This window comes from Halomicrobium sp. IBSBa (assembly GCF_017612575.1).
Classification (GTDB): Archaea; Halobacteriota; Halobacteria; order Halobacteriales; family Haloarculaceae; genus Halomicrobium.
In genome coordinates this window covers 65,530-90,264 of the sequence record NZ_JADPQC010000006.1, presented here as the reverse complement: position 1 = coordinate 90,264, position 24,735 = coordinate 65,530, and the positions used below count along the sequence as shown (strand labels likewise).

General features: G+C 56.2%; 23 protein-coding genes and 2 pseudogenes. 10 read left to right on the top strand and 15 right to left on the bottom strand.

Going from position 1 to position 24,735, the window contains the following annotated elements:
• Positions 1–37: 37 nt before the first annotated feature.
• Complete coding sequence (locus tag IL252_RS14320; protein ID WP_208628554.1) at positions 38–721, bottom strand: hypothetical protein; 684 nt, start codon at positions 719–721, stop codon at positions 38–40.
• A gap of 740 nt (positions 722–1,461) precedes the next feature.
• Between IL252_RS14320 and IL252_RS14315 the strand changes: the two genes are divergently transcribed.
• Positions 1,462–2,295: an IS5 family transposase gene (locus tag IL252_RS14315; RefSeq protein WP_208628553.1), complete on the top strand. Its 834-nt coding sequence runs from the start codon at positions 1,462–1,464 to the stop codon at positions 2,293–2,295.
• Between the two features lie 310 nt (positions 2,296–2,605).
• Positions 2,606–3,880 (top strand): annotated as a pseudogene (locus IL252_RS14310) (IS4 family transposase).
• Between the two features lie 149 nt (positions 3,881–4,029).
• On the opposite strand, the gene IL252_RS14305 reads toward IL252_RS14310, so the two are convergent.
• The 12 genes and pseudogenes from IL252_RS14305 to IL252_RS14255 all read right to left on the bottom strand — a co-directional run bounded on the left by IL252_RS14305 (position 4,030) and on the right by IL252_RS14255 (position 15,971).
• Positions 4,030–4,470 (bottom strand): hypothetical protein, encoded by a 441-nt coding sequence (locus tag IL252_RS14305; protein ID WP_208628552.1) that lies wholly within the window; start codon positions 4,468–4,470, stop codon positions 4,030–4,032.
• Between the two features lie 278 nt (positions 4,471–4,748).
• Positions 4,749–5,765: a hypothetical protein gene (locus tag IL252_RS14300; RefSeq protein ID WP_208628551.1), complete on the bottom strand. Its 1,017-nt coding sequence runs from the start codon at positions 5,763–5,765 to the stop codon at positions 4,749–4,751.
• The gene (locus IL252_RS14295; protein WP_208628550.1) at positions 5,707–6,711 is read right to left on the bottom strand and encodes a PQQ-binding-like beta-propeller repeat protein; all 1,005 of its coding nucleotides are present in this window, start codon (positions 6,709–6,711) and stop codon (positions 5,707–5,709) included. The genes IL252_RS14300 and IL252_RS14295 overlap by 59 nt, the downstream gene beginning before the upstream one ends.
• 104 nt (positions 6,712–6,815) lie before the next feature.
• Positions 6,816–7,676, bottom strand: a complete 861-nt coding sequence (locus IL252_RS14290; protein WP_208628549.1) for a hypothetical protein — start codon at positions 7,674–7,676, stop codon at positions 6,816–6,818.
• Between the two features lie 357 nt (positions 7,677–8,033).
• The gene (locus IL252_RS14285) at positions 8,034–8,882 is read right to left on the bottom strand and encodes a hypothetical protein (protein WP_208628548.1); all 849 of its coding nucleotides are present in this window, start codon (positions 8,880–8,882) and stop codon (positions 8,034–8,036) included.
• Between the two features lie 156 nt (positions 8,883–9,038).
• Positions 9,039–9,728: a hypothetical protein gene (locus tag IL252_RS14280; protein WP_208628547.1), complete on the bottom strand. Its 690-nt coding sequence runs from the start codon at positions 9,726–9,728 to the stop codon at positions 9,039–9,041.
• Between the two features lie 73 nt (positions 9,729–9,801).
• On the bottom strand, positions 9,802–10,353 hold the full coding sequence (locus tag IL252_RS14275; RefSeq protein WP_208628546.1) for a hypothetical protein: 552 nt from the start codon (positions 10,351–10,353) through the stop codon (positions 9,802–9,804).
• Positions 10,354–10,361: 8 nt separating this feature from the next.
• Entirely contained in the window at positions 10,362–10,997 is a 636-nt protein-coding gene (locus tag IL252_RS14270) for an IS6 family transposase (RefSeq protein ID WP_208628545.1), read from the bottom strand.
• 389 nt (positions 10,998–11,386) lie between these two features.
• On the bottom strand, positions 11,387–12,676 hold the full coding sequence (locus IL252_RS17635; RefSeq protein WP_244257218.1) for a ComEC/Rec2 family competence protein: 1,290 nt from the start codon (positions 12,674–12,676) through the stop codon (positions 11,387–11,389).
• Positions 12,677–13,673: 997 nt separating this feature from the next.
• Positions 13,674–14,906: pseudogene (locus tag IL252_RS17630) on the bottom strand (VWA domain-containing protein); the annotation flags it as partial.
• Between the two features lie 147 nt (positions 14,907–15,053).
• Entirely contained in the window at positions 15,054–15,479 is a 426-nt protein-coding gene (locus IL252_RS14260; protein ID WP_208628543.1) for a low molecular weight phosphatase family protein, read from the bottom strand.
• Positions 15,480–15,581: 102 nt separating this feature from the next.
• On the bottom strand, positions 15,582–15,971 hold the full coding sequence (locus IL252_RS14255) for a metalloregulator ArsR/SmtB family transcription factor (protein WP_208628542.1): 390 nt from the start codon (positions 15,969–15,971) through the stop codon (positions 15,582–15,584).
• Between the two features lie 333 nt (positions 15,972–16,304).
• On the opposite strand from IL252_RS14255, the gene arsD reads away from it, so the two are divergent.
• The 7 genes from arsD to IL252_RS14220 all read left to right on the top strand — a co-directional run bounded on the left by arsD (position 16,305) and on the right by IL252_RS14220 (position 22,070).
• Positions 16,305–16,631, top strand: coding sequence for an arsenite efflux transporter metallochaperone ArsD (gene arsD, locus IL252_RS14250; RefSeq protein WP_208628541.1), 327 nt, complete (start codon positions 16,305–16,307; stop codon positions 16,629–16,631).
• A complete protein-coding gene (gene arsA, locus IL252_RS14245; protein WP_208628540.1) occupies positions 16,632–18,563 on the top strand; it encodes an arsenical pump-driving ATPase in 1,932 nt (643 codons plus the stop codon).
• The gene (gene hcsL / locus IL252_RS14240) at positions 18,560–18,928 is read left to right on the top strand and encodes a halo-CC-star protein HcsL (protein WP_208628539.1); all 369 of its coding nucleotides are present in this window, start codon (positions 18,560–18,562) and stop codon (positions 18,926–18,928) included. Before arsA ends, hcsL begins: the two co-directional genes overlap by 4 nt.
• Positions 18,919–19,110 carry a halo-CC-star protein HcsS gene (hcsS, locus tag IL252_RS14235; protein ID WP_208628538.1) on the top strand — a complete coding sequence of 64 codons (192 nt, stop codon included), beginning with the start codon at positions 18,919–18,921 and terminating at the stop codon, positions 19,108–19,110. Before hcsL ends, hcsS begins: the two co-directional genes overlap by 10 nt.
• A 32-nt stretch (positions 19,111–19,142) precedes the next feature.
• Positions 19,143–20,819 carry a transposase gene (locus tag IL252_RS14230; protein WP_208628537.1) on the top strand — a complete coding sequence of 559 codons (1,677 nt, stop codon included), beginning with the start codon at positions 19,143–19,145 and terminating at the stop codon, positions 20,817–20,819.
• A gap of 495 nt (positions 20,820–21,314) precedes the next feature.
• Positions 21,315–21,671, top strand: a complete 357-nt coding sequence (locus tag IL252_RS14225) for a four-helix bundle copper-binding protein (RefSeq protein WP_208628536.1) — start codon at positions 21,315–21,317, stop codon at positions 21,669–21,671.
• A 150-nt stretch (positions 21,672–21,821) separates the two neighbouring features.
• The gene (locus IL252_RS14220; RefSeq protein ID WP_208628535.1) at positions 21,822–22,070 is read left to right on the top strand and encodes a hypothetical protein; all 249 of its coding nucleotides are present in this window, start codon (positions 21,822–21,824) and stop codon (positions 22,068–22,070) included.
• A 69-nt stretch (positions 22,071–22,139) separates the two neighbouring features.
• Here the strand turns inward: IL252_RS14220 and IL252_RS14215 are convergent, their stop codons facing one another.
• Positions 22,140–22,427: a hypothetical protein gene (locus tag IL252_RS14215; RefSeq protein WP_208628534.1), complete on the bottom strand. Its 288-nt coding sequence runs from the start codon at positions 22,425–22,427 to the stop codon at positions 22,140–22,142.
• Positions 22,400–23,224 carry an HpcH/HpaI aldolase/citrate lyase family protein gene (locus IL252_RS14210; RefSeq protein ID WP_208628533.1) on the bottom strand — a complete coding sequence of 275 codons (825 nt, stop codon included), beginning with the start codon at positions 23,222–23,224 and terminating at the stop codon, positions 22,400–22,402. Before IL252_RS14210 ends, IL252_RS14215 begins: the two co-directional genes overlap by 28 nt.
• 123 nt (positions 23,225–23,347) lie before the next feature.
• On the opposite strand from IL252_RS14210, the gene glnA2 reads away from it, so the two are divergent.
• Positions 23,348–24,685 carry a gamma-glutamylputrescine synthetase gene (gene glnA2, locus IL252_RS14205; RefSeq protein WP_208628532.1) on the top strand — a complete coding sequence of 446 codons (1,338 nt, stop codon included), beginning with the start codon at positions 23,348–23,350 and terminating at the stop codon, positions 24,683–24,685.
• The last annotated feature ends 50 nt before the right edge of the window (positions 24,686–24,735 follow it).

Here is a 24,735-nt window from a genome sequence, read left to right as displayed (position 1 = left end):
CCGCTTCGTCCAATCAGAGGGAAGATCGATGGGAGATTTAGTTATCGAGATCACCGATCCCTGCAGGACGATTATGTCGACCATCGGTCCGATGATACTCGAATGACAGCGTTCCCGACTGCTCGGTAACCCAGAGTATCCCGTCGACGTGTTCGGACAGCTTCTCTAACATGTCCTCGCTGTGAGCCGTGTAATCGATGGAGAAGAGTGTGAGGCCGGACTCCGTTCGAAGGTCGCTGATCCGTTCGAGAATCGGGGACACGGTTTCGACCGAACTGCTCTGGAGAAGCGGTGTGAGGGAACGAACGAGAAGATGGCGCGTTCCGCTCGATGGGGGCAGATCCCCTGTCAGGTCGGACAGTCCGATGACGAGTCGCTCGAGGTCGTTCGGTGCCGGAATATAGACGATTGGATATTCTCCGTACCGCGCCGAGACGGACTTTTGCTCGGAAGCCGTATCGACGAGACCGAGTTTCGGCCCACCTGCGTCTGGAAGGAGCGCATCGTACCGCGCAACTGTCTCGTCAGCACTCTCCGTAGTAGCGACGACGAGCGCAGTATCACCGTCAGTACCGTATCGCGAGAGTGCTCGGAGCCCAACATCGTACGAGGCGGGCTCGACTGTTCCGGCGAGGAGGACTGTCGAGCCGGCCAGTCCGTCCGGGAACGGGTTGATTTGATCCCCGTCACGATTTGGCGGTGACTCGGAGGACCCGTCCATGAGGGATTAGTTGTCACCTCTTGCATGGGGATCGTTCGATGTACCCGACAATCGAGTGAGCGTCTCGCGGGGGTAGTACCTGGCTTCGCAGACCGGGCATTCGGCGAGTGCAACCTCTCCGCCGACGTTCGTCGCAACCGGCAACTCGTCGATAGCAACGGTTCGTTCGACGAGAGCGGTCCCGCAGTCCGAACAGGGGATATCTATTTCGTGTATCATGTATAGAGAGAGTGGGAGCCACGTCCCGTCGGACCAATCGGTGGTCACCAAAACGGCGCGGCATCCGGCACGGCGCATTTCAGAGCAGTACCATCGAAGGACGCCCCCGCTGTGGTGGCGAACCGATGGGCGAACGGAAAAGGACGGGACCAAGCCCGAGTTCAACCAACCGTTGTCTCGTCTCAGGCAAATACGTTTCGGCACTTGGCGGGAACTCGACTAGATTGGAAGTAGATCTCGTCGACCTGCTACTGATGAAGTATCAATTAGATGGATGGATGTGGCCGTCTCTGCGAACCCGATCAAGAAACGCGTGAAAGGGGTAATCGACCGTATTACGATGACTGAACAGCGTCTGCGATTCGCCGCAGATAATCGTATTCCGGTTCAGTGTAGCCGATCAATCGAACGTCAGAGAGCGAGGACGGATCGTAATTATAGACGGTAGTGCTCTGTTGAATCCGATGACGGCAGCAGGATAGCGCTGTTGTGAAGGTGGAAGCGAAGCGGAAAGAGTGAATGTGACTAGAGTACTCTTCCGCTTCGTTAAACAAGCCGCATCGCTGGCTCAAAAGCGCTGTGCCGCCAGCCCCACGGCGGTGGTGAGTGACCCGGCTGGCAACGGATTCGCGGATTGGAAACACCTGACGCTGCATTTCTTGCGGATTCACATGGACGCGACGTACCGCGAAATCGTCGATTGGGCGAGCGAGATGGATCGCGTTCGTGGCCTGTTGCAGTTGGCTCGCTCAGCATTCCCGGCACCCTCGACGCTGTGGCGGTCCTTCGAGCGGGTGCCAACCCAGATCTGGCGGCAACTGCTCCGTCGGTCGGCGACCCGCTGCGATCCCGGTGAACACGGAGCGATGGATGCGACGTTTTTCGACCGCGAAGCGGCATCCAGCTACTACGTCGACCGGTCGGATCGCCACATACAGACGCTGAAAGCGACGGCCCTCGTTGATACAGAGTCGTGTGCCGTCCTCGACCTCCACTGTTCGGCACACTGGCCCCACGATACACAGGTGGGCCGTCGGGTAGCACTGCGCAATACCGACGAAATCGAGAGTCTCGCCGGCGATAAAGGCTATGACGATCAGTCGCTGCGGGACGCACTCCGCGCCAAAGGCGTCCGGCCGGTCATCAGACACCGGTTGTTCGCGCACTACGATCACGCACACAACGCACGGTTGGACAGCGATCTCTACGGGCAGCGATGGATGGCCGAGACAGCGTTTTCGGCCATCAAGCGCCGATTCGGGTCCGCTGTCAGGCCGAGCGCCTGGTACCGCGAATTTCAAGAACTGGTGCTCACCGTCGCCGTCTACAACCTCGAACAAGCCATCAAGTGGTGATCGCTACGCCGTCCGTGGATTCAACAAGGCAGAGGATTCGGAAACTACACGCTCCGACTGCGCAGTTTGGACTTCTACAAACAAGCGGATGGTTGGCACCAACAAGTTAGGGACAAATAGACTTTGAGATCAGGAATCCGGATTAAGAGGGGATATGGCCTTCTGGTAACTCTTTAGTAGCTACATTGTAACAAACATCCGTCTTTAGCTAAGCGAAGAACCGCGTGACAGCGGCGGCTTATCGAGGCTTCTTTTCGAGAGGAATGAGGAGGCGATAGCTGTGTCCAACAGAGCCTCCTCATCGAGAATTATGCGTCGGCTCACTACACTGTTTCCCTCCGAGTTCCTCGAAGAGCACGCCGAGGAACTCGGCGTGGTCGAGCGAGAGGGGAAGCTCCAGATTCCGGTCCTCGTGTGGGCGCTCGTGTTCGGCTTCGCCGCAGGCGAGAGCCGAACACTCGCTGGCTTCAGGCGAAGCTACAACTCGACAGCCGATGAGACGAACTCGCCCGGCGGCTTCTACCACCGTCTGACACCGACACTCGCAGAGTACCTCCGCGACCTCGTCGAGCATGGCCTCGACGAGGTCGCTGTTCCCGACGCTGTTGACGCGGATATCGACCGATTCAGGGACGTGATGATCGCAGATGGAACCGTGTTGCGATTGTACGAGTTTCTCTCTGATGAGTTCCAAGCCCGTCACGAGGAGCAGGCTGGAGCGAAGCTCCACCTGCTCCACAACGCCACCGACCAGACGATCGAACGCCTCGACGTGACCGACGAGAAAACACACGATAGCACGCTGTTCCAGACGGGATCGTGGCTGCACGGACGCCTCGTTTTGTTCGATCTGGCGTATTTCAAGTACCGACGGTTCGCGTTGATCGACGAGAACGACGGCTACTTCGTCAGCCGGTTGAAGCAGAACGCGAATCCGGTGATAACAGAGGAATTACGGGAATGGCGCGGGCGCGCCATTCCCTTGGCAGGCGAGCAGATCCAGGATGTGGTCGATGACCTCTTGCGGAAATACATCGACGTAGAGGTCGAAGCGGAGTTCAAGCGCGGGCCGTACAACGGGACGCAGTCGCTCGATACGAAGTGATTCCGCGTCGTCGGCGTCCGCAACGAGGACGCCGACGACTACCATCTCTACATAACGAATCTGCCGAGAGAGGAGTTCCTCCCGTCAGATCTAGCGACGCTGTACCGGTGTCGATGGGAAGTAGAAACGCTGTTCCGTGAGTTGAAGACGCAGTATGAACTGGACGAGTTTGATACGAGCAACCCAGATGTCGTAAGGATTCTACTGTACGCGGCGTTGCTGTCACTGCTAGTGAGTCGTGAGTTGTTGGATCTGGTCACCGAGCAGGCCGACGATGAGATCGTGTTTCCGCCGGAACGCTGGGCGGCGACCTTCCGGTCGCACGCCCAGCTCATCCTTCACGAACTCGGTGAGTTCCTCGGCTACTCGCCACCGCCGTTGCTGGAGCGGCTGATCGAGGATGCTCAGAAGATACACCAACAACGACCGATCTTACAAGAGACGCTCGCTACCGCTACACAACCGAGGTGTAAGTCTTAGCTAAAGACGAATGCTCGGCGTGCTCTTCAAGGAGCTCAGATGGAAAAAGCGTAGTGAGTCGACGCATAATTCTCGATGAGGAGCGAGGGTTGTGCACAGACTTCTCCTCCTCATTCCTCTCAAAAAGTAGCCTCGATAAGCCGCCGCTGTCATGTGGTTGTTCTCTTAGCTAAAGACGGATGACCGAGGATGTAGTTCTGGTTGTAGTCGGCGTAATCAGCGACCTCACTGGAATCTATTTCGACCGGAATCGGAGAGCTGAGGTAGATGATATACTTCCAGGTATCGTCAAATCCGGGCCATAGGTGGTTCGCGAGATCCTCGTTTTGCTCAGTAGCAAGGACCTCTGCAACCTGAGAATACTCCTCGTTTCCGGTATAGAAGAAGAGATAGTCACCGGCAGTCAGTTGATCCCAGTGGGACTGATTTCCTTCTTTGACGCCCCAAATAGAGACAGAGTCTCCGAAATCCACGGACGTGTACTGACCATATTGCTCAGCCTCGACTCCTTCAACGACCGTTCGCTCAAGATGTTCTTGTGCGTCGCTATTACTACACGGCGCAAGATAGACAGCTGGAGTCGAACCCATTATCTGGAGGTAAATACAGGTTACCCCCTTAAGCCTGTACCTGATTCCTGTCAATACAAAATCGGGCTACCGTGGTAAGAGAGAGCGGCCCCTGTATCAAGAACTCGCAAAACATCCTCCAGCTCAGAATATTTCGTGATGATCTCGATACTATTTCCGGTTTCTAAATCAACTTCGATTTATGGAGAGAATCTACCCGTTGTCCCCCAACTTCTTCGAGAGTTGGTGTTCTGACGGGACCGTTAGTGTCGGAATCCATCATAATTCAATCACTCTCCTTAGATGTCGGTAGTAGCTATTTCACCCGTCTCGGGATTCAATTCGACGGTCATTCGACCCGCCTTTCCGAGTCCTCGCACCTTGGCGAAGAGTGAATCATCGATCCGCCAGAGCGTATAATAGTACCCTCTGTCCCCTTCGTAGCTCGTGGCTGGTTCGGCAACCCAGGCGACTTGGCCAGTCGAATCGATAGCGACTAGGTTCTGTGCCTTCTCGTACTGAAATGACGGATCATCAAAACCATCAGAATCTGGATCAAGACCGACTATCACCAGGTCATCGAATAGAAGACAATGATCGATTGCCTTGGGAAATCGCTGTTCAGTTTCAGTACCCGTCACTCGGCCACGGTAGTCTATCTGAATATCTGGTGTCAGCTGTGTCGTGTAATCAAGATTCGGATCTAGCGGCGGGTCCTGTTCTAGACGCGACGGTGTGCAACTCATCCCAGGATCGTAGTCCAACTGAAGCACCACATGACAGTCAGACGGTTCCCATTCAACCGCCGGATGGTTGTCAGTAGACTCGAACTCATGGATCGGGATGTATCCCTGCATATTACCCTCAGCAAGAAAATCAACTGTTGTACTCGTCACTTCGCAGGAAAGCTCGATGGTTGTCGATGTTGAGCCAATCTGGGTCTCAAAGCCTTGCTCGAGGTCATGGAAAATCAAAGTGATACGATAATTTGCACCCTCATATCGACCCCGATCAGGCAAAAGAGTCTCTGAGAGCCCAATGCCGTATGACCGACTCCCTAGACCATACCAACCCTCATCTATTGCATCCTCCGCATATGCAAGAAAGTGCATTTCGACAGTGTTGTCTGGTGGTAGGTAATCGGTGCTGGAGCTTCCGTGATGCATGGTCGTAGTGACGTTGACGTTTTCGTCTGCTTCTTTAACGATATCGAACGATGGCCTCTTTTTTGAACATTGTTGCGTTTGAACGCTGTGTTCACTCGTCTGCACTAAGAGCGTACAAATGGCTCCCACCGGCAACGTAGAGTGTTCCATCGGCAGTAACAGGTGGCGCTTTCACCTCACCGGCAGTTTCGAGGGTCCACCGCTCTGTGCCATCGGTTGCGTTCACAGCACGGATTTGAGCATCTCGGCCGCCGACAAAAACAGTGTTGTCAACAATCAAAGGTGATGGATTAAATAGTGTCTCATCCCCGTACTGCCACAGAACATCCCCCGAGTCAGCATCCAGAGCAGACAAGCCCCAATCCGCAGTGTACACGACCCCGTCGACGACAGCTGGTGCTCCGGAGTCAGACCCGATGTCACCCGACACCCATTCGAGTGCGCCTGTTTCAGCCGAAGCTGCGTAGGTCTGGCGCTCCGGGCCAAGGCCCGCGTGGCCGGTGGAATAGAGTATTCCGTCGACGACTGTAGCACCGCCCTCAGCTGGCATCGAATCGATGTTAGCTGTCCACAGACGTTCGCCAGAACCTGCATCAATCGCATACATTTCGAGTTCAGCTGATCCGCTAAAAACTCGACCATCTGCTACTGCAAGGTCAACACTACCTGATACCTCACACAACCAAATCTGCTCGCCCGATGTGCGATCAAGTGCGAACACCGAGTCCCTTCCGGCACCGTAGACTGTGTCCCCTACTACACAGGGTGAGCGCGGATTTTCAGTCGAATAGTGCCACATCGTTTCACCAGTCTGTGTATCGACTGCGTGAAGGCCAGGGTTTTCTCTCCAAATGGGGACGTATACTACTTCATCACAATGAGCTGGGGTTGCCCCGGATGCCTTGCCATCGATACGCCACCTTTCGGTGCCGTTGTCCTCGACAGCAACGAGCCCGTTACTGGTACCCGCGTAAATTTGCTCACCGCCTGCAGTGAGGGTTCTAATCGTGTTACCCAGCTCAAGCTGCCAGGAAACGGTGAGATCACCAGTTGGAATTGCAACCGTCGTCTCGTTTCGGTGGGTCGGATTCGTCATGGATTACACTCGTTATGAGATAACGACCGAGTGGTATTATATCGAGACAACAGCGAGTCGACACAGATTGTAGAGCCTATTGAGCATTCCACCCTAACTCGTATTTACGTTTCTTCCTGATCCGTGTACCTGGGAATATTTTGAACGACTGATCCTGTTTCAGGATCTAATTCTACGTATGATTGAGCGGCGGTCCTCGTCATCAGTCGGTCGTCGTACCGCCAGAGGTAGCGATAGTGCGTATACTCATCATCGTCGCCTTTGGTCGGTTGGGCCCTCCATTTAATATCACCTCTCGAGTCGAATTTCAAGATATTTTGGGAGAAAACACACTCGATATTTGGATCAATAACGCCTCCGGTCCCCTTCTGGAGCATGACGAGTAACCCATCGTCAACCGGGTACGCGTATTTGATATCCATCGGGAGCCGGTGATCCCAGTCTCCACCCTGAATTTGGCCCCTATAATCGACGGTAATCCCAGTCTCCGAAAACTCTGTTCTATACCCAATCTCTGGGTCTGCCTCTCTCACTACCTCTTTGTATGATGTCCGATTCAGTGTTTTGCCGGGGTCGTACTCGATCTCAAGTGTAATTTGGCACTCTGCTGGTAGGCGCTCCATGCCCTTCTCCTGCGTCCACGAGAGCATAAACGGCTCAAGATTGAGATATCCGCGAACGTCTTCGCTTTCAGGATTAGAGTAGAGATAGATCTTGTTATTCTTCTTCCAGACATCTCCCCAAAGCTGTTTGATAGCGATTTGGGGACTAGTTAACTCAGATTTCTCTTTGGCCGAATCAGGGTCGATGGTGACTGCGATTCGGTACCACGCTCGAAGGTATCGACCCCGGCTCGGTAAGAACTCTTTTGCTATTTGTATTGGGGGCACTGCCGTTGTCGAGAGGTCGAATCTCCCTTCGACCTCTTCTTTCTCTGCCGTGGCGAAATCTTCCATCTGTATCATATTTATCAGGAGAGGATTTTATATCAAGAACTTATCCACTACAGTATGAGATTGATTGCTTTCCGAATTGGGGCCTGACATACTGTAAACTCAGAATACGTACGACCAGGCAGACTGCTCTTCCAGTTGTTTCATAACTTCTGGTAAACGCCGTCGTTTGAACGCGACCCAGTCGGACAACGCTGACCCTGGGCGGAGGATTTCATCCAGCTTTTCGGTGGCCACATCAGTAGCTCTGATCTTCTTGTTCCAGCAGTAAATGTGAACACTATGAATGATATCCTTCTTCATGGTGGTCTCAGTGCGAAATCATTGAACGCGATTCACCCGATGAAGCTCCAAACTGTGATTATGATTTTAAGCATCCGTCGCAATAATGTCTCCCGATTCTATGTCAATTTCTACTGTCGGCTTCCCTGCGCTTTCGTTTAGCCCCGCGGTAGAGCAGAATAGACGGTCATTGTAAACCCAAATTCTTCGATATGTATACTGTACACCGGTGTCGTCAGTTCTCGACTGAGCCGTCCAGGCGACCTCGCCACCGGATTTGATCGCAAGCAGATTCCGGGTCGGTTTGAGGCTCGGGATGTCTCTCATATCCATATCCATCTCGGAATCGAGAACCATCACCAGCACACCGTTGACCGGCAATATATCTCTGACTCTACTGGGGAGTCGTAATTGAGTATCTGGACCCTCGATCCGGCCTTGATAGTCTATCTGGCAATCGAACTCCGGAAAGGCGGTCACCTGATGTACCTCATCTGTGGACTCTCCATTGTCTTCGGCCGGTGGAGAGCTCTTTCCGGTATCGTAGTTCAATGTCACCGTCACGAAACACTCCGAAGGGAGCCAATCAACGCCGTCTTCGTCCGTCCAGGACAGATAAAATGGCTCCATATCCAGTGAGCCACCAATCGTGTCATTAGGCCCTTTTGTGAGACGGAGGGCCCTACCATTGGCCACCTGCTTTGCTCGAAATTCGTGAACAGCTGCCGTTGAGTCCATATGATCACTGGAACGTTGTGGGTCAGCAGTAATTTCGACGGTGACCCAATACCAAGCAGATACATATTGTCCCTGTTCAGGAAACAAGTCTGGTGTCAGAGCGAGGCTGATCGCCTCCCCGGCCCCCCCAATATCAAAAAAACCGTCCTGAGTCTCTTTCTCGATTATCGCAGTACCAGACAGCTTTGCGAGTGACATTATAATAGCCACATACAGTGGTAATATAAATTTAGATCAGGTTTCCAGAGGCGAGGTTTTGTAGACGTGCTCTGCTTCGTACCCTTGTCGGGAGTAGTGTGGCACGGACCACTGGATTACACTTGACTGCTTGGTGCTGGTGACTATAGAATACTGTCAGAGTACGTCTGAATTCCAGTTTCCGGACGCTATGACCCGGTCGATGATATCCGGAAAGTGTGTGCGTTTGTACTCGATTCGTTCGTCGAGAGAATTTTTATACACCAGTTCTGTCACGTCATCCGGGAGGTCGTAACCGACGTCGGCAGCCAACTCCTCGACGATCTGTGTAAAGTCCCCGAATCCGTCTTCCATCTGCCAGCCGAAGTCCGATTCGATGTCCTCGTACTGCAACGCCGCAGTATCGTAGGCCGCGTGGAAATCCTCGTTCCCAGCGACGATCATGAAGTCGCCTCGAATCTCGTGACAGAGTCCGACCTTCGGTCGTTCCGTGAATAGCCACTCGCTGTTGTCTGTGAGTGTGAGGCGTGCACGTTCGGAGAGGTTCTGACAGCGGGCAGGACGTCCAGCTAGCCGATAGCAGAGACACGCCGCAAGTAGCCGTTTCATCCCGTATCCTAACCGGGCGAGTGGCGAAGCCGATGGCAGTGTGACGTCGCCAGTGTCGGCGTGGTCTGGTAGCTGTTTACACAGCATCAACTCACCGTAGCCTGCGGCTGTATAGTATTCAGCTGCTGTTTCGAATTCCGCGTCACCATGTCGCTCCTTGGCTTCCTCAGTGTACGCACTGATCAACTCCAGAATCTGATGACTGTGCACGAATTCATCCCGGAATGTGTCGCTCACAACACCACACTAGCCGTGAAACCATTATATGGCGCATAGTTTGGTGATTCACTACAACCGAAGCAGTCTCCGTTTAGATGTCTGTTGCCATTATTTTTCCCGTCTTCGGATCAAGTTCAGCAACTATCCTCTCTCCGGTGTCGATAGAAGCCATCTTTGAAAACAGATGATCGCCGACGAGCCAGTGGATTCGGTGCAAAAATTGCTCGTCGCCCAGAGTAACGACTTGGCCACGCCACGTAATTTCACCGCTTGGATCGATGGCAAAGAGATTTTCCCCATCCTCGGAATGACATGTGGGCTCGGTAACGCCCTCCTCATTCAGATTAAGTACAACTAATGCAGTTTGTTTATACATGATACAGTTGCGGATTGGGTTAGTAAAGCGTTGCTCCATTTTGGACCCGGTTATTCGGCCACGATAATCCACCTTTAGATCACTGCTAAGTCGGACTTCGTCGCCCGTATCATGCCTAATTTGCAACTTCACATAACAGTTCTCGGGGTCCCAATCAACACCTGCTCTATGCACACCCGCCGGTTCATAATTGAACGGTTCAAGTGAGAATGTCCCAAAGACCCCGTGTTGATCAGTTAATTGTAAAAATCCTTCCTCAGAGTGCACGGTCGTGTTTAGTTTGGAGCATTGTGCCAGCTGGCGAAGGCTTGGAGCCAATTTTCGGCTGTCTCCGGTTCGACGTGACTGAAGCAGTTCGAAAACGACGAGGTTCGGCGCTTCAGTTCGCGGAAAATCCGTTCGACAGCATTCCGATTTCCGTGGCGAGATATTTGAAATCGCAGTCCTGAACGTTGTAGCGCAGTTTGGAGGTGTTGAGCGCCATCAACGAGAAATTCGGCAGTTTCGACATCGTGTTTCTGCCGGAGTTCGCGCAGGAAGATTTCGGTGAGGGAAGTCGTGGTAGTCGAAAAGAGACGAACGTGAAGCAGATCGTTTGTGGCGGGATCTGCGGCGGCGTACAGCCAAAATTGCTCGTCGTTGATCCGAATCACTGTTTCATCCACCGCAACTTGATTCGGAGATCGGCCAGAGTCTGGCTGTAGATCGGCTTTCTGAACCCAATCGTGGATCGCCTTCCGACTGCGTTGGACACCCAGAGCTTCGAGCAAATCGACGGTATTCGACAGCGAGAGTCCCGCAAGATGGGACTGAATACCCAGCGCCATCGCCGGTTCGGGTGTCCGCTCACGCTCCATAAAATCCAAATCAATCCACTCTCTACTCCCACTGAGGCGGGTGATTTCTGGCATAGAGCACCAAGAAATTCTCCCGCCTCACTTTTCACGCTTAACTAAACACGACCGAGTGCACTTCAGCCCTACATTTATGTACATCTATATTCGGTCCGATGTCGCTACTGATTTCCTGTCTGTCAGAAGTCAGTGTTACCTCAATGTGATAGTTTGCTCCGGTTGAACGTCTTTTTGGCAGATGCTCTTTGTTGAAATCCAGTGAGAAAAAACTGGGCTTTCCAGTCAAGTGAACGAAATTTTCAGCCGCATTCTCCTCTTCCCAAGCAGTAAAGGTGAATTCAACGAACGCCATTTATTTGCTTAGACAAAGGCCAATACTAAGTTACTTATCGGCTATTTTTGACATATATTGGGTCGTCCGATTTGCCGGTGTTATACCTCAGCCATCAGTCACACTGGTATGGTAACTCAATTTGGAGTTCCTCAGCATCGGACGTGGCCTCTTTGTCTGCCCCTCTATACGATCCTCCATTGAATTGAATATCACCGTGAATAGCAGTCCAGTAAAGTGCTGAACCGTGACTACTGACCCTGTCAAAGATAGCACAGTCTGGAGCATAACGGTCAGTCGGTGAAAATCTCATTTCATTACTGTTAGATATTATCACTGCCCGAGGCGAAGTCACTTTCAATATTTCCTCTTTTGTGACATTATACCCACCACTACTTGTTCCGTGATGGCTTGCCATGAGGACATCAACGTTTCCTAACTCAGAGCTGTACCTATTAGCAATATAGTCTTCTTCAGAGCCTCGAATATCCCCAGTTGTCAACAACTCACCGCTCGAATGTTGTACGTGTAGAACGATAGAATAGCTGTCGTGAACCTCTGAATTGGCGGATCTCTCGATATTATCTACCGAACCATTGGGACTAAAAACCTCAACCGTACTCTCACCAAGCGAGAATGTGTCTCCTTCGCCTGCGATGTGGGAGTTTGTGTTTCTATTTAGGTTATCATCAATTTCAGTTTGCACCTCAATGGTGTTACCATTGCTGTCGACATTGGTTATACCATTGAAATATATATTCTTGACCTTTATATTGTTGTTCTTGATTATCTCATCAACATACGAGATGTGATCAGTGTGGTTGTGACTCACAACAAGATGATCAATGACATAGTTCCCCTCAGAGTTTGTCGGGAGTCGTGAAGTCAAATCCTTTCGGTAGTGATCATTCCAACGTGAAGTACTCACGCTTGAGCCGGCGCCCACGAGAAGCGTCTTATCGCGCCCTTCGGCAGGAGCTTTGATCAATGTACTCTGTCCTTTGCCCATATCGATGGCCGTCGTCTCCAACTGAGCACTGTCATCTTCGTCATCATCGTCGTCATCCAGATACTGATCGTAGATATTGGACGCCTTGTAGACGTCGAGGGCGAAGTCACCGACAGTCCTGATCCACAGTTTCTGGCGCTCGCTGAGCTTCCAGTCCTGTTCAGTTCCCGGTGCGTCGTCGATCTCTTCTTCGTCCGTGAGTTCCTCGTCACTCTGTTCGTCCTCTTTTTCTCTCTCGATCGTATCTTCAATTGTCTCGACGCTGGTGGCACTGACGATCGTCGAGCCCAGTATGGACAGTGCGATGTGGCCATCGCCGTTCAGGTTCGCACCGATGACGATGTCGTACCGACGTTGATGTGGCAGCGACGTTGGAGAGTACGTACTCGACGTCACCGGGCGTCTCCAGAGGGGAGGTTTCGTAGACGTGCTCTGCTCCATATCCTCCACCCGGAGTGGTCGCACCTGCACGCAAAGCGAGTCCTTCCGGCAATCCGCTGCTGTCGTACTGACTGGAGAGTTCACTAAGTTCCCACTGTTGGACCGTCTCGCTGTACGGAGTGGTTCGCTCGAAATTCTGCTGGACGGCACCTGCCGATCCAGATGTCTCGATGATGACGACGGTGCCGCCGGCGACACCTCCTACAACGACGACGCCGGCAGCAGCAGTTCCGACTGCTCCAAGACCGACACCAGACGCTATACCAGTGCCCGTTGAAGTTGCTGCTGTCCCGCCTGCAGTCCCGCCGACGGCAACCGCGGGGAGCGCGGACTTCGCACCTGAGCTACCAGTTGCCAAGTAGCGACTGTACTCTGTCGTGTTTTCGCCGTACGCTGCGTAGTTGCCGTTGCTATCGATCACCTCCACCTTGACGTAATCCGGAGCGATCTGTCCCACTACATCTCCATAGGTCGTAGTGACGGTAACAGGTTCATCTGAGCCATTTTGGCTGGTAACATTGTATGTTCTGTTGTTCCACCCAGTGACGGTCCCCGTGAATGGTACATCGGGATCAACTCTCTGCCTGATTCGGATCGTCTCGATAGTTGAGTTAGGACTTTCGGACCGAGCGTTAACCGAGATAGCATCTGTAGTATGTTTCAAGAGAGTAGTTGGGTTTGGCACTAGTGGAGGTTTTTGTGGTGTATCCCACGAACTATAGCCGAATTCTGGAGGTAAATTCTGCGTGCGTGGATCGGGATCGACGTAGTCGATCAAACCATCGTTATCTGTTTCCCTGTCACGTGGATCAGTCTCCAGCGTGTGAACCTCTTTCCCGTCGTCGACACCATCGAAGTCAGTATCGGGAGTAGTGGGATTCGCAGTGTAATCGAAGTACGATCCTTCGTACTCTTGGCCATTGGAAGTAAATGATACCGTCCTGAATTCCCCTACTTCTCGACTGTCAGACAGCCCATCTCCGTCGGTGTCGTTCGACGTGGGATCGGTGCGTACGACCTCGCCGTCCGGGCCACCGAGAACGATCCCAGAGACTTCGCGTTCGTCACTGAGCCCGTCACCGTCAGTGTCGTTGATCGTCGTGGTGTTCTCGGCGACACGAGAGAAGACCTCGGGGAGATCCGCTGCACTGTCGACCAGAGAGACGTTCCCGCCAGTCCGTTCCGCGATTGGGTCCAACTGGCTCCTGCTCGCACCACCGAACCCGATCGCGTAGATCGTGACGTTGTTCTCCGCCGCTTCAGCTGCCTTCTCGGTCCCGTCGGCGTAGAGCGACCTCCCGTCGGTCAGGAAGATCATGATCTTTCCGCGGTCGGGACTGCTGCGCTCCATGAAGTGCTCGTTGGCGGCACCGATCGACGCGAAGTCGGTTCCGCCGTTGCCACCCTCGTACTTCAGGTTCCGAATTGACTGATTAACTGCTGTGAAGTCACTCGTGAGAGGCTGTTCGACGTGTCCTGAGTTTGCGAACGAGACGACAGCCGCACGGTCTCTGTCCAGCAGACCGCTGGTAAATTGCTGCGCCGCGTCCTTGGCCAGCCGATCGGGGTCCTGAGATTTCATCGACCCCGAAACGTCCATCAGCATCACCACGTCGACTGGTGTCACCCCATCATCGCCCGTCTCCCGGACAGGTTCCTTCGCATCGTACGTTGAGGCCCAGTTTTCGATGTTGTACACCGCGAACGTCGAGAAGTGCTCCGTCTGTGCGGTGACGGTGTCGTTTGCGGGGTCGACAGTGGAATTCAACGGAACGAAGATACCTGCCTCTGGGTCGTAGGTGAAGATGGCAACCTCCTGAGATTCGTTCTCGAGGCCGGTGTCGTCGTACTCCATCGTGACGTTGGCAGAGTCGAACTCCTGGTCGGCAGTGAGTTCCACGACCGGGGACTGGCTCATATTGTCGACGCGGCCAGTATCGAACATCGAGTCGTTCTGCGGAGCGATGGTCGTGTCGTTTGCCACGTCGCCCTCGCCAGTCAGCTCCAGCGAGACGCCCAGCGAACTGTTTTCGGTCTCTGTCTCGAACGTCTCGTTGCCGTCTAGGACGCCGTCACTGTCGGTGTCAGCGACCAGCGGATCGGTGCCGAGTCGGATCTCCGCACCGTCGTCGAGGCCGTCGTCGTCGGTGTCCGGGTCCGTCGCGTTCGTCCCGTACTCCTCGATCTCTTCACCGTCGAGCAGGTCGTCGCGGTCGCTATCGGGGGATAGCTCAGTCTATCAACCTCGAAGAGCAGTGCCGTCGACTCAGTCACAGACGCTTTTCCTGCCACTCGCTGGGCGGCGACAATAGTCCATGGCCGATATGGACGATCAGTCTTCGGGATGGAACTCGTCGAACAGGGCGACGACGCGCTGTTCGATATCGTCTCGAATCTCCCGGACTTGGTCCATATCTTGGCCATCTGGGTCGTCGAGTGCCCAGTCGCGGACATCGACCGACTCCGCATCGAGTTCGAGCGTCGAACAGCCCATTGTCGCAACGACGTCGCAGGACTCGAGTTCGGCGGTCGAGACTTCACGCGGCGTCCGGTCGGAGAGGTCGAATCCCTCTTCACCCATCACGTCGACGACTTCCGCGTGAACGTTGTCGGCTGGGTGGGTACCACCGGTGAGAATCTCGACGCTATCTTCGAGGTCACGTCGCTCTCGCTCCCGTTCCGCGAACGCCGTCGACATCTGGCTGCGGCCGGCGTTCTGGACGCACACGAACGCGAACGTTGTCGAATCAGTAGACATGGTTACTCGATTCAGTGTCGCAGTCTTTAGCGCTCGTATGTGTACTATAGGACCCACCATATCTCTCAATAGAGCCATCCGGGAGCCTCGCGTGGGGCCGCCTCATCTGCGGGACCCGTTGAGTGCGACGAGGAGTGCGTCGGCCCGCACAGTCGTCTGGTATTTTCGCCATTTCCCGTCTTTCCGACGTGTCACGAGTCCAGCGTCGGTGAGCTGCGAGAGCGCATGACTAATCGCGCTGTCGCTGACATCGAGAAGTGGCGAGAACTCGCAGACACAGAGTTCTTCACCCGCTATGTGCAGGATACGGACTATCTTGTACCGCGTTTCGTTGGCAAGGGCGGACAATACACCTACGTCCGCCTCAAGCGCAGGCCCACCAGCCGCCGCGTCTAGCTCTTCAAGCTCATCTAGTCGTTGGGCCACCGCTTCATCGCCACAGCCATCGCGCTCGTCTGTAAGATATCGCTGTAACCGCTCGGTTGAAGACATAGGATAGATTTGAGCATATGATAAAGTAAATGTTGTGTACTGAGTCATGGGTGTACAAGCGATATTGCGCGTCTGGTTGCTTAGAATATCCTCATTCATATTTGTGCACAGGCAACCGTCTCGCTGAGAGGGGTAGTATCTATAACTACGGTATGGGCACAATCACGCTTATTGGGCTGTTCAGGCGACTGTTATCTTGTAGGGACGCCGACCAAAGCGCTTATACACATCTGAACAAACAATCAAACGAGACGAATCAGATTATCCTGAACACGACAGGAACTAGATTCGGCGTATCGCCAACTCAATTGAACAAACGCTATCAACACACGAATGACTGAACTCACCCTGTACGAAGAAGCGATGTGCTGTTCCACAGGCGTCTGTGGACCAGATCCGGACGACGAACTCGTCGAGGTCAGTGCCGCCCTCGACCAACTCGAAGCGGAGTTCGATGTCGATGTATCCCGTGCGAATATGCAACACAACATCGAGCAGTTCCTCGAAACCCAGCAAATCGCTGATCTGGTCGAGGAGCACGGCCCGTCGATTCTCCCGATTACCGTCGTCGACGACGAGATCGTCGCCAAAGAGGCGTATCTCTCCTACGACGAACTCGCATCAACTATCGATAACTCCGCCGATCCACAAAAAGCGTAGATGACCACCACACAAACACCAGCAAAAGACGTTGTCGAGCCGAATGACGAGGATACAGAGTTCGTATTCTTCAGCGGGAAGGGTGGCGTCGGCAAGAGCACTGTTAGCTGTGCCACGGCAACGTGGCTGGCCGATAACGACTACGAGACACTGTTGGTAACGACAGATCCAGCCCCGAACCTCTCGGACATTTTCGAGCAGGACATTGGCCACGAAGTAACCGAGATCAACGACATCGACAACCTCTCTGCCATCGAGATCGACCCCGACACGGCGGCTGAAGAGTACCGGCAGGAGACCATCGAGCCGATGCGACAACTGCTCGACGACGAGCAAATCGAGACAGTCGAAGAACAACTCAACAGCCCGTGTGTCGAAGAAATCGCGGCATTCGACAACTTCGTCGACTTCATGGACAGCCCAGAGTACGATGTGGTCGTCTTCGACACGGCGCCGACCGGCCACACGATTCGGCTGATGGAGCTCCCTTCGGACTGGAACGCCGAACTCGAGAAGGGCGGCTCGACCTGTATCGGTCCCGCCGCCTCCATGGAGGACAAGAAGGCCCAGTACGAGCGAGCCATCGACACCCTTCAGGATGAAGCACGGACGACCTTCGCGTTCGTCGGCAAGCCAGAGGATTCCTCACTCGAAGAGATCGAACGCAGCGCGTCGGACCTCGGTGAACTGGGCATCGAATCCCAGTTCCTCGTGGTCAACGGGTACCTCCCCGAGTCGGTCTGTGAGGACCCCTTCTTCGAGGGGAAACGCGAGGACGAACAGGCAGTCATTGAACGAGCACAAACCGAATTCGACGCCGATGCGATGGCGACGTATCCGCTTCAGCCCGGTGAAATTGCCGGTCTCGACCTACTCGCAGATGTCGGCGGCGTTCTGTACGACGGCAACGAGGCCACCGTCGATGTCGGGACGGCGACCGACGTAGACGCCGAGACTGCGGTCGACTTCGAGTCGATGGCTGACGCCGAGGAAGTCGCCGATCAGCTGCAACCGGGTGACGAGACACGGTACCTCTTCTTCACCGGGAAGGGTGGTGTCGGCAAGAGTACGATCGCTTCGACGGCGGCGACGAAGCTCGCCGAAGCTGGCCACGAAACGCTCGTCGTCACAACCGACCCGGCCGCTCACCTCGAAGATATATTCGGCGAACCGGTCGGCCACGAGCCGACCTCGGTCGGTCAAGCAAACCTCGACGCGGCACGGATCGATCAGGAGAAAGCGCTCGAAGAGTACCGCACACAGGTCCTCGACCACGTCACCGAGATGTACGAGGACAAAGAGGACACTCAGATCGACGTGGACGCCGCAATCGCAAACGTCGAAGAGGAACTGGAGTCACCGTGTGCCGAAGAGATGGCCGCCCTCGAGAAGTTCGTGAGCTACTTCGACGAAGACGGCTACGACGTCGTCGTCTTCGACACCGCCCCCACGGGGCACACGCTCCGACTGCTCGAACTCCCCTCCGACTGGAAGGGCTTCATGGATTTGGGTTCGCTTACGAAGGGTGCCGCGCCCGCGAAAGGCGACCAGTACGACGAGGTCATCGAGACGATGAAGGACCCTGAACAGAGTACGTTCGCATTCGTGATGTACCCCGAGTACACCCCAATGATGGAAGCCTACCGGGCCGCCGCAGACCTCAAAGATCAAGTCGGGATCGAGACCTCGCTGGTGGTCGCAAACTACCTGCTCCCCGAGGAATACGGCAACAACGCCTTCTTCGAGAATCGCCGCGCCCAACAGGCGGAGTACCTCGGCGAGATCAGTGATCGGTTCGACGTGCCGATGATGCTCGCTCCGCTGCGTCAGGACGAACCGGTCGGACTGGACGCATTGCGCGCGTTCGGTGAGGAAATAACCGGCTTGGACGACATCACTGAGGATACTGAGCCGGAGGTGACGGCGTCGTGAGCGAAACTGTGTCGGAAACGACAGCCGTCGAGGAGTCACTTCAGGCGTTCATCGAGACGCTCCGCGACTCAGCGACCTATCAACAGTTCGTGGACGCGAACGAACAACTCGAGGCCGACGAGGAGGCAAAGTCCCTACTCGAAGCGTACCAAGAAAAACAGCAGAAGTTGCAGGCGGACGAGTTCGATTCGTCGATCATGAGCGAATTACAGGAGCTACAATCCGAGATCTCGAACAACGACACCATCCAACAGCACCGAGGAGCACAAGAGGAACTCGTCGCCCTACTTGAAGAGACGAACGACGTCATCAGCGAACAAATCAGGCAGGAGTTCGCGCAGTCTCTTGGGGGTGGGTGCTGTTGAGCGCCTCCGACGATGAAGTTCTGACCGCCGCTGAAGCGCTCGGTGAAGACCTGGATGTGGCGCAATCGGAGGTAACGGCTGACGAGTTCGAGTCGCTGCTGATCGAGTGCAACGAAGCGATCAACGACGAGATTGGTCTCGAGTACGGTGAGGTCTGCGGCGCTGGAAGCGACTGCTGCTAACACCAGTTCTGGTGTTTTCTAAGTATTTCTATATGGCTTCGACCTCTGCGTCCCGGCGTGCTATTTTCAGACAAATCGCACAACGAGCGCACGTTGAGTGGCCAACATATGATTCGACACCAATCTATGATCGTACCTCACTTGCCGGATTACGCTCGGACGTTCGGATCGTCTCAGAAACCTGGTTTACGCATCCCAACCATGATTCGGTTGAGCAGTTCGTCCTCGTACTTCCACTGGCCTACTTCAGCTTCGGGGCTCACGATCGCTACACACGCTCGACACGCTATGAGATGGACTCCCTCTTTCGGGTGTTCGTCCTGAAGGAACTCCACGAGTTGGAGCACGAGACAGCACTGGGCGAGTACCTAGAGAACCGACCTGTACTCTGTGAGCAACTGGGTTTCGAGACGATCCCAGAGCAGTCAACACTATGGCGGAGCTGGCACGAGCGGTTCACCCCTGACCTCCGAGAGACGGTCGAAACTGCGGCTCGAACGATCCTCATCAAAGCCCAGAATGCAGGTGTCGGGATTCCGCGTGAACCGGAACGAAAGCTTCGGCACCACGATGACGAGCCTGGTGAGCTAGAACCAGCCGATCAAACCACGTTGGAGCAGGCAGAGAAGATCACCGACCACGTCAGCCGCATCGTGTTCCCGGCGTTTTCGCTGGACCGTGGGGACGGCTGTGAGATACACGAGAACGCCTACTGGGACCTCCAGACATATCTCGGGTTGCGCGAGCGGCTGGCTGCGAACGAAGGAGCCCGCAGTTTCATTCATGAGTCCTCGCGGAATCGAACACCACTCGGACACGCCCACCGCGACCACATTCGAGATCTCTCTATCCACCAGATTCGCGAGATGTACCGACAGGCGGTCCGACAGCTGATCAACGAACTCGCAGAGACGGAAGAGTTCTACCGAGCCGGAATCGTCGCCATCGACATCACCGAAGCCGACCCCTTCACAGGCGACCGCACCGGACACGAGGACGAGATAATTGGAACGAAAGAGAGGAACGACGAATACGCCCACCAGTGGGCGACAGTCCAGTTGGTCGGCAACGCTGTTCCACTCGTCCTTGATGCCCGCCCAGTACGGAAAGGCGAGTCACGGAAGGAGATCGTCGAGGACCTGCTCGACTCTGCCCAGGACCTCGTTTACGTCGATAACGTGCTGATGGACCGAGAGTTCGACAGTCAGCACATCTTGGAGATGATCAGCCAGCGCGGGCTTTCCTACGTCGTTCCCAAGCGGATGCAGACCAGCGAAAAAGCCCAAGCCAAGCGGTTGCTCCGACGGGGTCAGGACCGATACGAAACCGACCGGAAGCTCCATCTCGGGAAGAACGAATGGCACGAGACGACGCTTATCTACCGTCGGAAAGAGGACTCCGAGCATGGCGATCACCGGCAGTACTCGGTGTTCATGACGAATCGAGGGAGTGGACACCTCACGGAGTACGGCTACCGCTGGGAAATCGAGAGCGGATACAAGTCGATCAAACGCTTCATGGCTGCTACCACGTCGAAGAATTTCGGGCTTAGATTCTTCTACTTCGCGTTTGCGTGTCTGCTGTACTCGATCTGGCGATCCGTCGACTTGCTCGTTCAGGTCGCGTTGACTGGTAACTACGAGCACTCGCCGATGGTGACGGCAGATAACACACTGACGCTGCTGAAGAAGGAGACTGGAATCGGTTAGAGAGACACTCAGTCTGGGTTAGCCCGCGGTCCGAGTGGCTACACTGTTGGATATTCGAAAATTCGCCCTTTCGGTTGGAAGTATAACAAGAATGGCCGCTTGTAGAGTGAATTGAGGTAGTTTCCGCTGACTAAATCGACAAAGTCCACGCATTACAGCCCTGCTATACCCATTGTAGTCTCAACTACTGGCGGCTCAGGTTTGGTATAGCGATATATAATTTATAAATCCGGTTTCTTGGCTATTACCACTGTTACTACCGGAATTCGGAACTTTAGGCAAATAAGCGTCTGAACGTGATTACACGAATAATCAGGATCATATTGACGTACCCCGACGCCGTCGGTGAAGCGCGAATGCGGTACCTGGTGGAACGAGGCCCGACACCCGATGGGGCGACGCCGTGGCTGATGACCGACGGCGTGTGGCCAGCGAGTGCTCCTTGCGATGGCAGGCCCAACCGTTTCTCACCCTCCGGTCGAAGGACGCACGGGAATGTCTCTCACAGAAACGGTCTCGAAGATCGAAACCCTCAGCGACGAACAGCGCGAATGCATCGAACACTGCAACGAGGCGGCCGAGGTGTGTGAATGGTGTGCAGACGAGTGTCTCGGGGAGTCGGAGATGGAGGAGTGTGCCCGACTGTGCCGTGACGTGGCCGACATCGCGTCGCTGCACGCTCGCCTCGTGGCACGGGGCTCGACCTACAGCACCGATCTCGCAGCGATCTGCGCCGAGGTCTGTGAAGCGTGTGCCCAGGAGTGTGAGACACACGACGCCGATCACTGTCAGGTCTGTCGTGACGTCGTGCAGACGTGTGCCGAGAGCTGTCGGCGGATGGCGAACGCGTAACGAGGTCGGGCGCTCCCCTCGGGTCGGCGTCCCTCTGCGATGGGGTCGACGACCTCGGTGACGGTCCACGTGTCTGTCCGGCGTGTCACGCCTTGAATCGCTTGCAAGTGCCTGCAGACCGGTTTTGCTGCTCGAGCCGAGAGAGCAGGTATGGCACAGATCGTCGAACGGGAAGACGAGTATGTCCACGTACAGTTTCGCGATCCAGACGCGTTCCAGACGGTCAGAGAGCCCAACTGGGCCCAGTGGGTCGCGTGGTCGGTCTCGTCGAGTGCCCGCGTCCGCATCGGGAAGGAGCGTGGGTGCGAAGAGTGGACGGTCCAGAGCGTTCTCGTCGACGGAGAGGAATCACTGGCGCGGGAGCAGGCGGAGCAGATCGCCGAAAAGATCGACGCCTGATGCTGTCGGCTCGGTCTGTGACGACTGGCGTCACCCCGGTGTGATGGTGAACATAGAGCAGCCAGCGTATCAGTCGTCGGACGGCGTCCCGCGGGCGGCGCTACAGGCCCCGAGGAGCGGTCCGGACCGGGTAGATTCGGACTCTGCGGTCGGGTCGCCGAGCGCGTCGACCGTCTGGCTGTCGACGTGGTGGTAGATGTGACGGTGCTGAGCACCGACCCGTTCGAAGCTGTTGGCGCTCTTGTACTGGGCCATGCGTTCCCCCAGCTGTTCGCGGGCCGTGTCGTCTTCGAGCAACGACCGGACCCGCTCCGTCGCCTGCTGGACGCTCAGCTTCGCTCGTCGTCGGTGAACCACGACAGACGCTCGCGCAGGATCTCGGCGGCGAAGTCGTACTCGTTGCCGACACTGAGCAGTCGGTACCCTCGCTCGATCGCCTGTCGAGTGCCGTCCCGGCCGGTGAAGGTGCTGTGGTACGTCCCCAGCATCGGGATCGATCGGTCACGGCAGGTCGCTTCGACGTACTCGATCTGGGCACGCACGTCCGGGTGGTCGTACTCCTGTGGGTGGCCCATCGACACGCTCAGGTCTCCGGGACCGGGAAACACGAAGTCCAGTTCCGGCACGTCGAGGATCGCGGGGAGGTTCTGTACCGCCCGCTCGTCTTCGACGAGGACACCGAGCCGGACCGCGGCGTCCTCGGTTCGGTGGTAGGACTCGTCTCCGAGGTAGGCCGTCCCGTAGCCACTCGATCGACTCTGGGAGAGGCCGCGTGCTCCGGCGCCAGAATCGTACTCGAAGTAACAGGCTTCGGCCGCGCGTCTGAGGTCGGCCGCCGTCTCGACGCGGGGCACGACGACGGTTCGCACGCCCGCGTCCAGCACCTTCCGGACGGTCGCGGGATCGCCGTCGGGGAGTCTGACGACGAGTGCAACACCGCTACACTCTCCCGCGCGGGTCAGTCGCTCCAGTGTCGGGCCGTCCAGCGGACTGGCGTTCTTGTGTTCGAGATCGATCCAGACCCAGTCGAGACCGACCGCCCCGTACAGCTCGATCAGGGACTCCGCTGCCGTCTCGACGGCGGCACCCGCGTACACGCGCTCGCCGTCGCCCAGTCCCGCGAGGCGGTTCCGCTGGGGGTCAGTTCCGCTCACGATTCGCCTCCCACTCGCCGCCAGTCGTCGAAGTCGCTGTGAGAATTGTCTCTGGACACACTCGCGTATACTTTAGGCAAGCCTAAAAATTATATGGTCGAGGGTTCGAGACGAAGACGTTCGATGAACACTCAGACGATCGCGGATCGATGTGAAAAGGCGGATGTCGAGCTGTTGCGACTCCTGTACGTCGGCAACGACGGTGTCGTTCGTGGCCACGCGGTCGAACGGAACCACGTTCGGGACGCGCTCGACGCTGGCGTCCCGCTGCCGGAGCTGGTACAGTCGTTCAACGCGCTGGGCCACCGCGTCAAAGACGCTCGGTTCGACGCCGTCGGCGAGGTGCGGCTCGTCCCCGACGGCTCGTCGTTCAGGGTACTCGACCACGAGGATCGGGTCGCAGCGGTGCTCTGCTCGCTGCGAGACCGCGACTCCGGAGATCCCTGGGACGCCGACCCGCGCTCGGCGCTCTCGCGACAGCTCGCCGACCTCGCAGCGGAGGGGCTCGAAGCGGCACTCGCGCTCGAAAGCGAGTTCCACCTCGTCACCGACGAGGAGGAGCCGTCGCCACACGGCGACCGCGGCGTCTACTCGACGGCGAGCATGCGCAACGGCCACGAGGTGATCCTCGACATCGTCGACGCCCTGAAAGCCCAGGGGATCGACGTAGCCAAGTACTATCCCGAGTACGCCGCCGGGAAACACGAGATCGTGACCGAGTATGGCCGGGGTATCGGGGCCGTCGACGACTACGTGTTCCTCCGGGAGACCGTGGACGCTGTCGCCGACGCTCACGAGCTGGGAGCCACGTTCCTCCCGTACCCGTTCGACGGTGCCACGAACGGTTGCCACGTTCACCTCTCGCTGTGGGACGACGACAACCGGTTCGCACCGACTGACGACAACCGGGCACTGAGCCCGATGGGGCGGCACTTCGTCGGCGGCATTCTGGCGCACGTCCCGGCGTTGCTCGCACTCACGTCCCCGACGGTCAACTCCTACGCACGCCTCAGGCCCCAGGCCGGCGCAGCCGCGTACGGCTGCTGGGGCGTGGGCAACCGAGAGGCCGCCGTGCGGATCCCGGCGGTCGCGCCCGACGAACGGGCCACGGCGACCCGCGTCGAGTTCCGGCCAGCGGACAACACCGCCAACCCGTACCTGTCGGTTCTCGGACTGCTCGCGGCCGGGCTGGACGGCGTCAGAAACGAGATCGATCCCGGCCCCCCGCTGGAAGCGGATCCGGCCAACTGCGACGAGGCGACGCTGGCCGAGCGCGGCGTCGATCGACTGCCGACGACGCTGGGAGCGGCCCTCGACGCGTTGGCCGACGACGAGGTGCTGCGGTCGGCGCTGGGCGAGCCACTCGCGGCGTCGTATCTCACGGTCAAACGCAGCGAGTGGGAGGCGTTCACCGACAGCGGGGCCACGTGGAGACGCGACCAGTTCCGCGACACGTTCTGAGCTGGCCGCTACCGTCACGGGCTTTCCGGGGTGTCGAGAGCAGTGGTCGC

Bases quoted from the DNA above. Each gene is read 5' to 3' on its own strand.
- glnA2 (WP_208628532.1), top strand. From the start codon at position 23,348: ATGAACACTCAGACGATCGCGGATCGATGTGAAAAGGCGGATGTCGAG.
- IL252_RS14225 (WP_208628536.1), top strand. From the start codon at position 21,315: ATGTCTCTCACAGAAACGGTCTCGAAGATCGAAACCCTCAGCGACGAA.
- IL252_RS14285 (WP_208628548.1), bottom strand. From the start codon at position 8,882: ATGTCACTCGCAAAGCTGTCTGGTACTGCGATAATCGAGAAAGAGACT.
- IL252_RS14320 (WP_208628554.1), bottom strand. From the start codon at position 721: ATGGACGGGTCCTCCGAGTCACCGCCAAATCGTGACGGGGATCAAATC.
- IL252_RS14300 (WP_208628551.1), bottom strand. From the start codon at position 5,765: ATGGAACACTCTACGTTGCCGGTGGGAGCCATTTGTACGCTCTTAGTG.
- IL252_RS14290 (WP_208628549.1), bottom strand. From the start codon at position 7,676: ATGATACAGATGGAAGATTTCGCCACGGCAGAGAAAGAAGAGGTCGAA.
- IL252_RS14220 (WP_208628535.1), top strand. From the start codon at position 21,822: ATGGCACAGATCGTCGAACGGGAAGACGAGTATGTCCACGTACAGTTT.
- IL252_RS14230 (WP_208628537.1), top strand. From the start codon at position 19,143: ATGGCTTCGACCTCTGCGTCCCGGCGTGCTATTTTCAGACAAATCGCA.
- arsA (WP_208628540.1), top strand. From the start codon at position 16,632: ATGACCACCACACAAACACCAGCAAAAGACGTTGTCGAGCCGAATGAC.
- IL252_RS14255 (WP_208628542.1), bottom strand. From the start codon at position 15,971: ATGTCTTCAACCGAGCGGTTACAGCGATATCTTACAGACGAGCGCGAT.
- IL252_RS14260 (WP_208628543.1), bottom strand. From the start codon at position 15,479: ATGTCTACTGATTCGACAACGTTCGCGTTCGTGTGCGTCCAGAACGCC.
- arsD (WP_208628541.1), top strand. From the start codon at position 16,305: ATGACTGAACTCACCCTGTACGAAGAAGCGATGTGCTGTTCCACAGGC.
- IL252_RS14305 (WP_208628552.1), bottom strand. From the start codon at position 4,470: ATGGGTTCGACTCCAGCTGTCTATCTTGCGCCGTGTAGTAATAGCGAC.
- IL252_RS14295 (WP_208628550.1), bottom strand. From the start codon at position 6,711: ATGACGAATCCGACCCACCGAAACGAGACGACGGTTGCAATTCCAACT.
- IL252_RS14270 (WP_208628545.1), bottom strand. From the start codon at position 10,997: ATGCCAGAAATCACCCGCCTCAGTGGGAGTAGAGAGTGGATTGATTTG.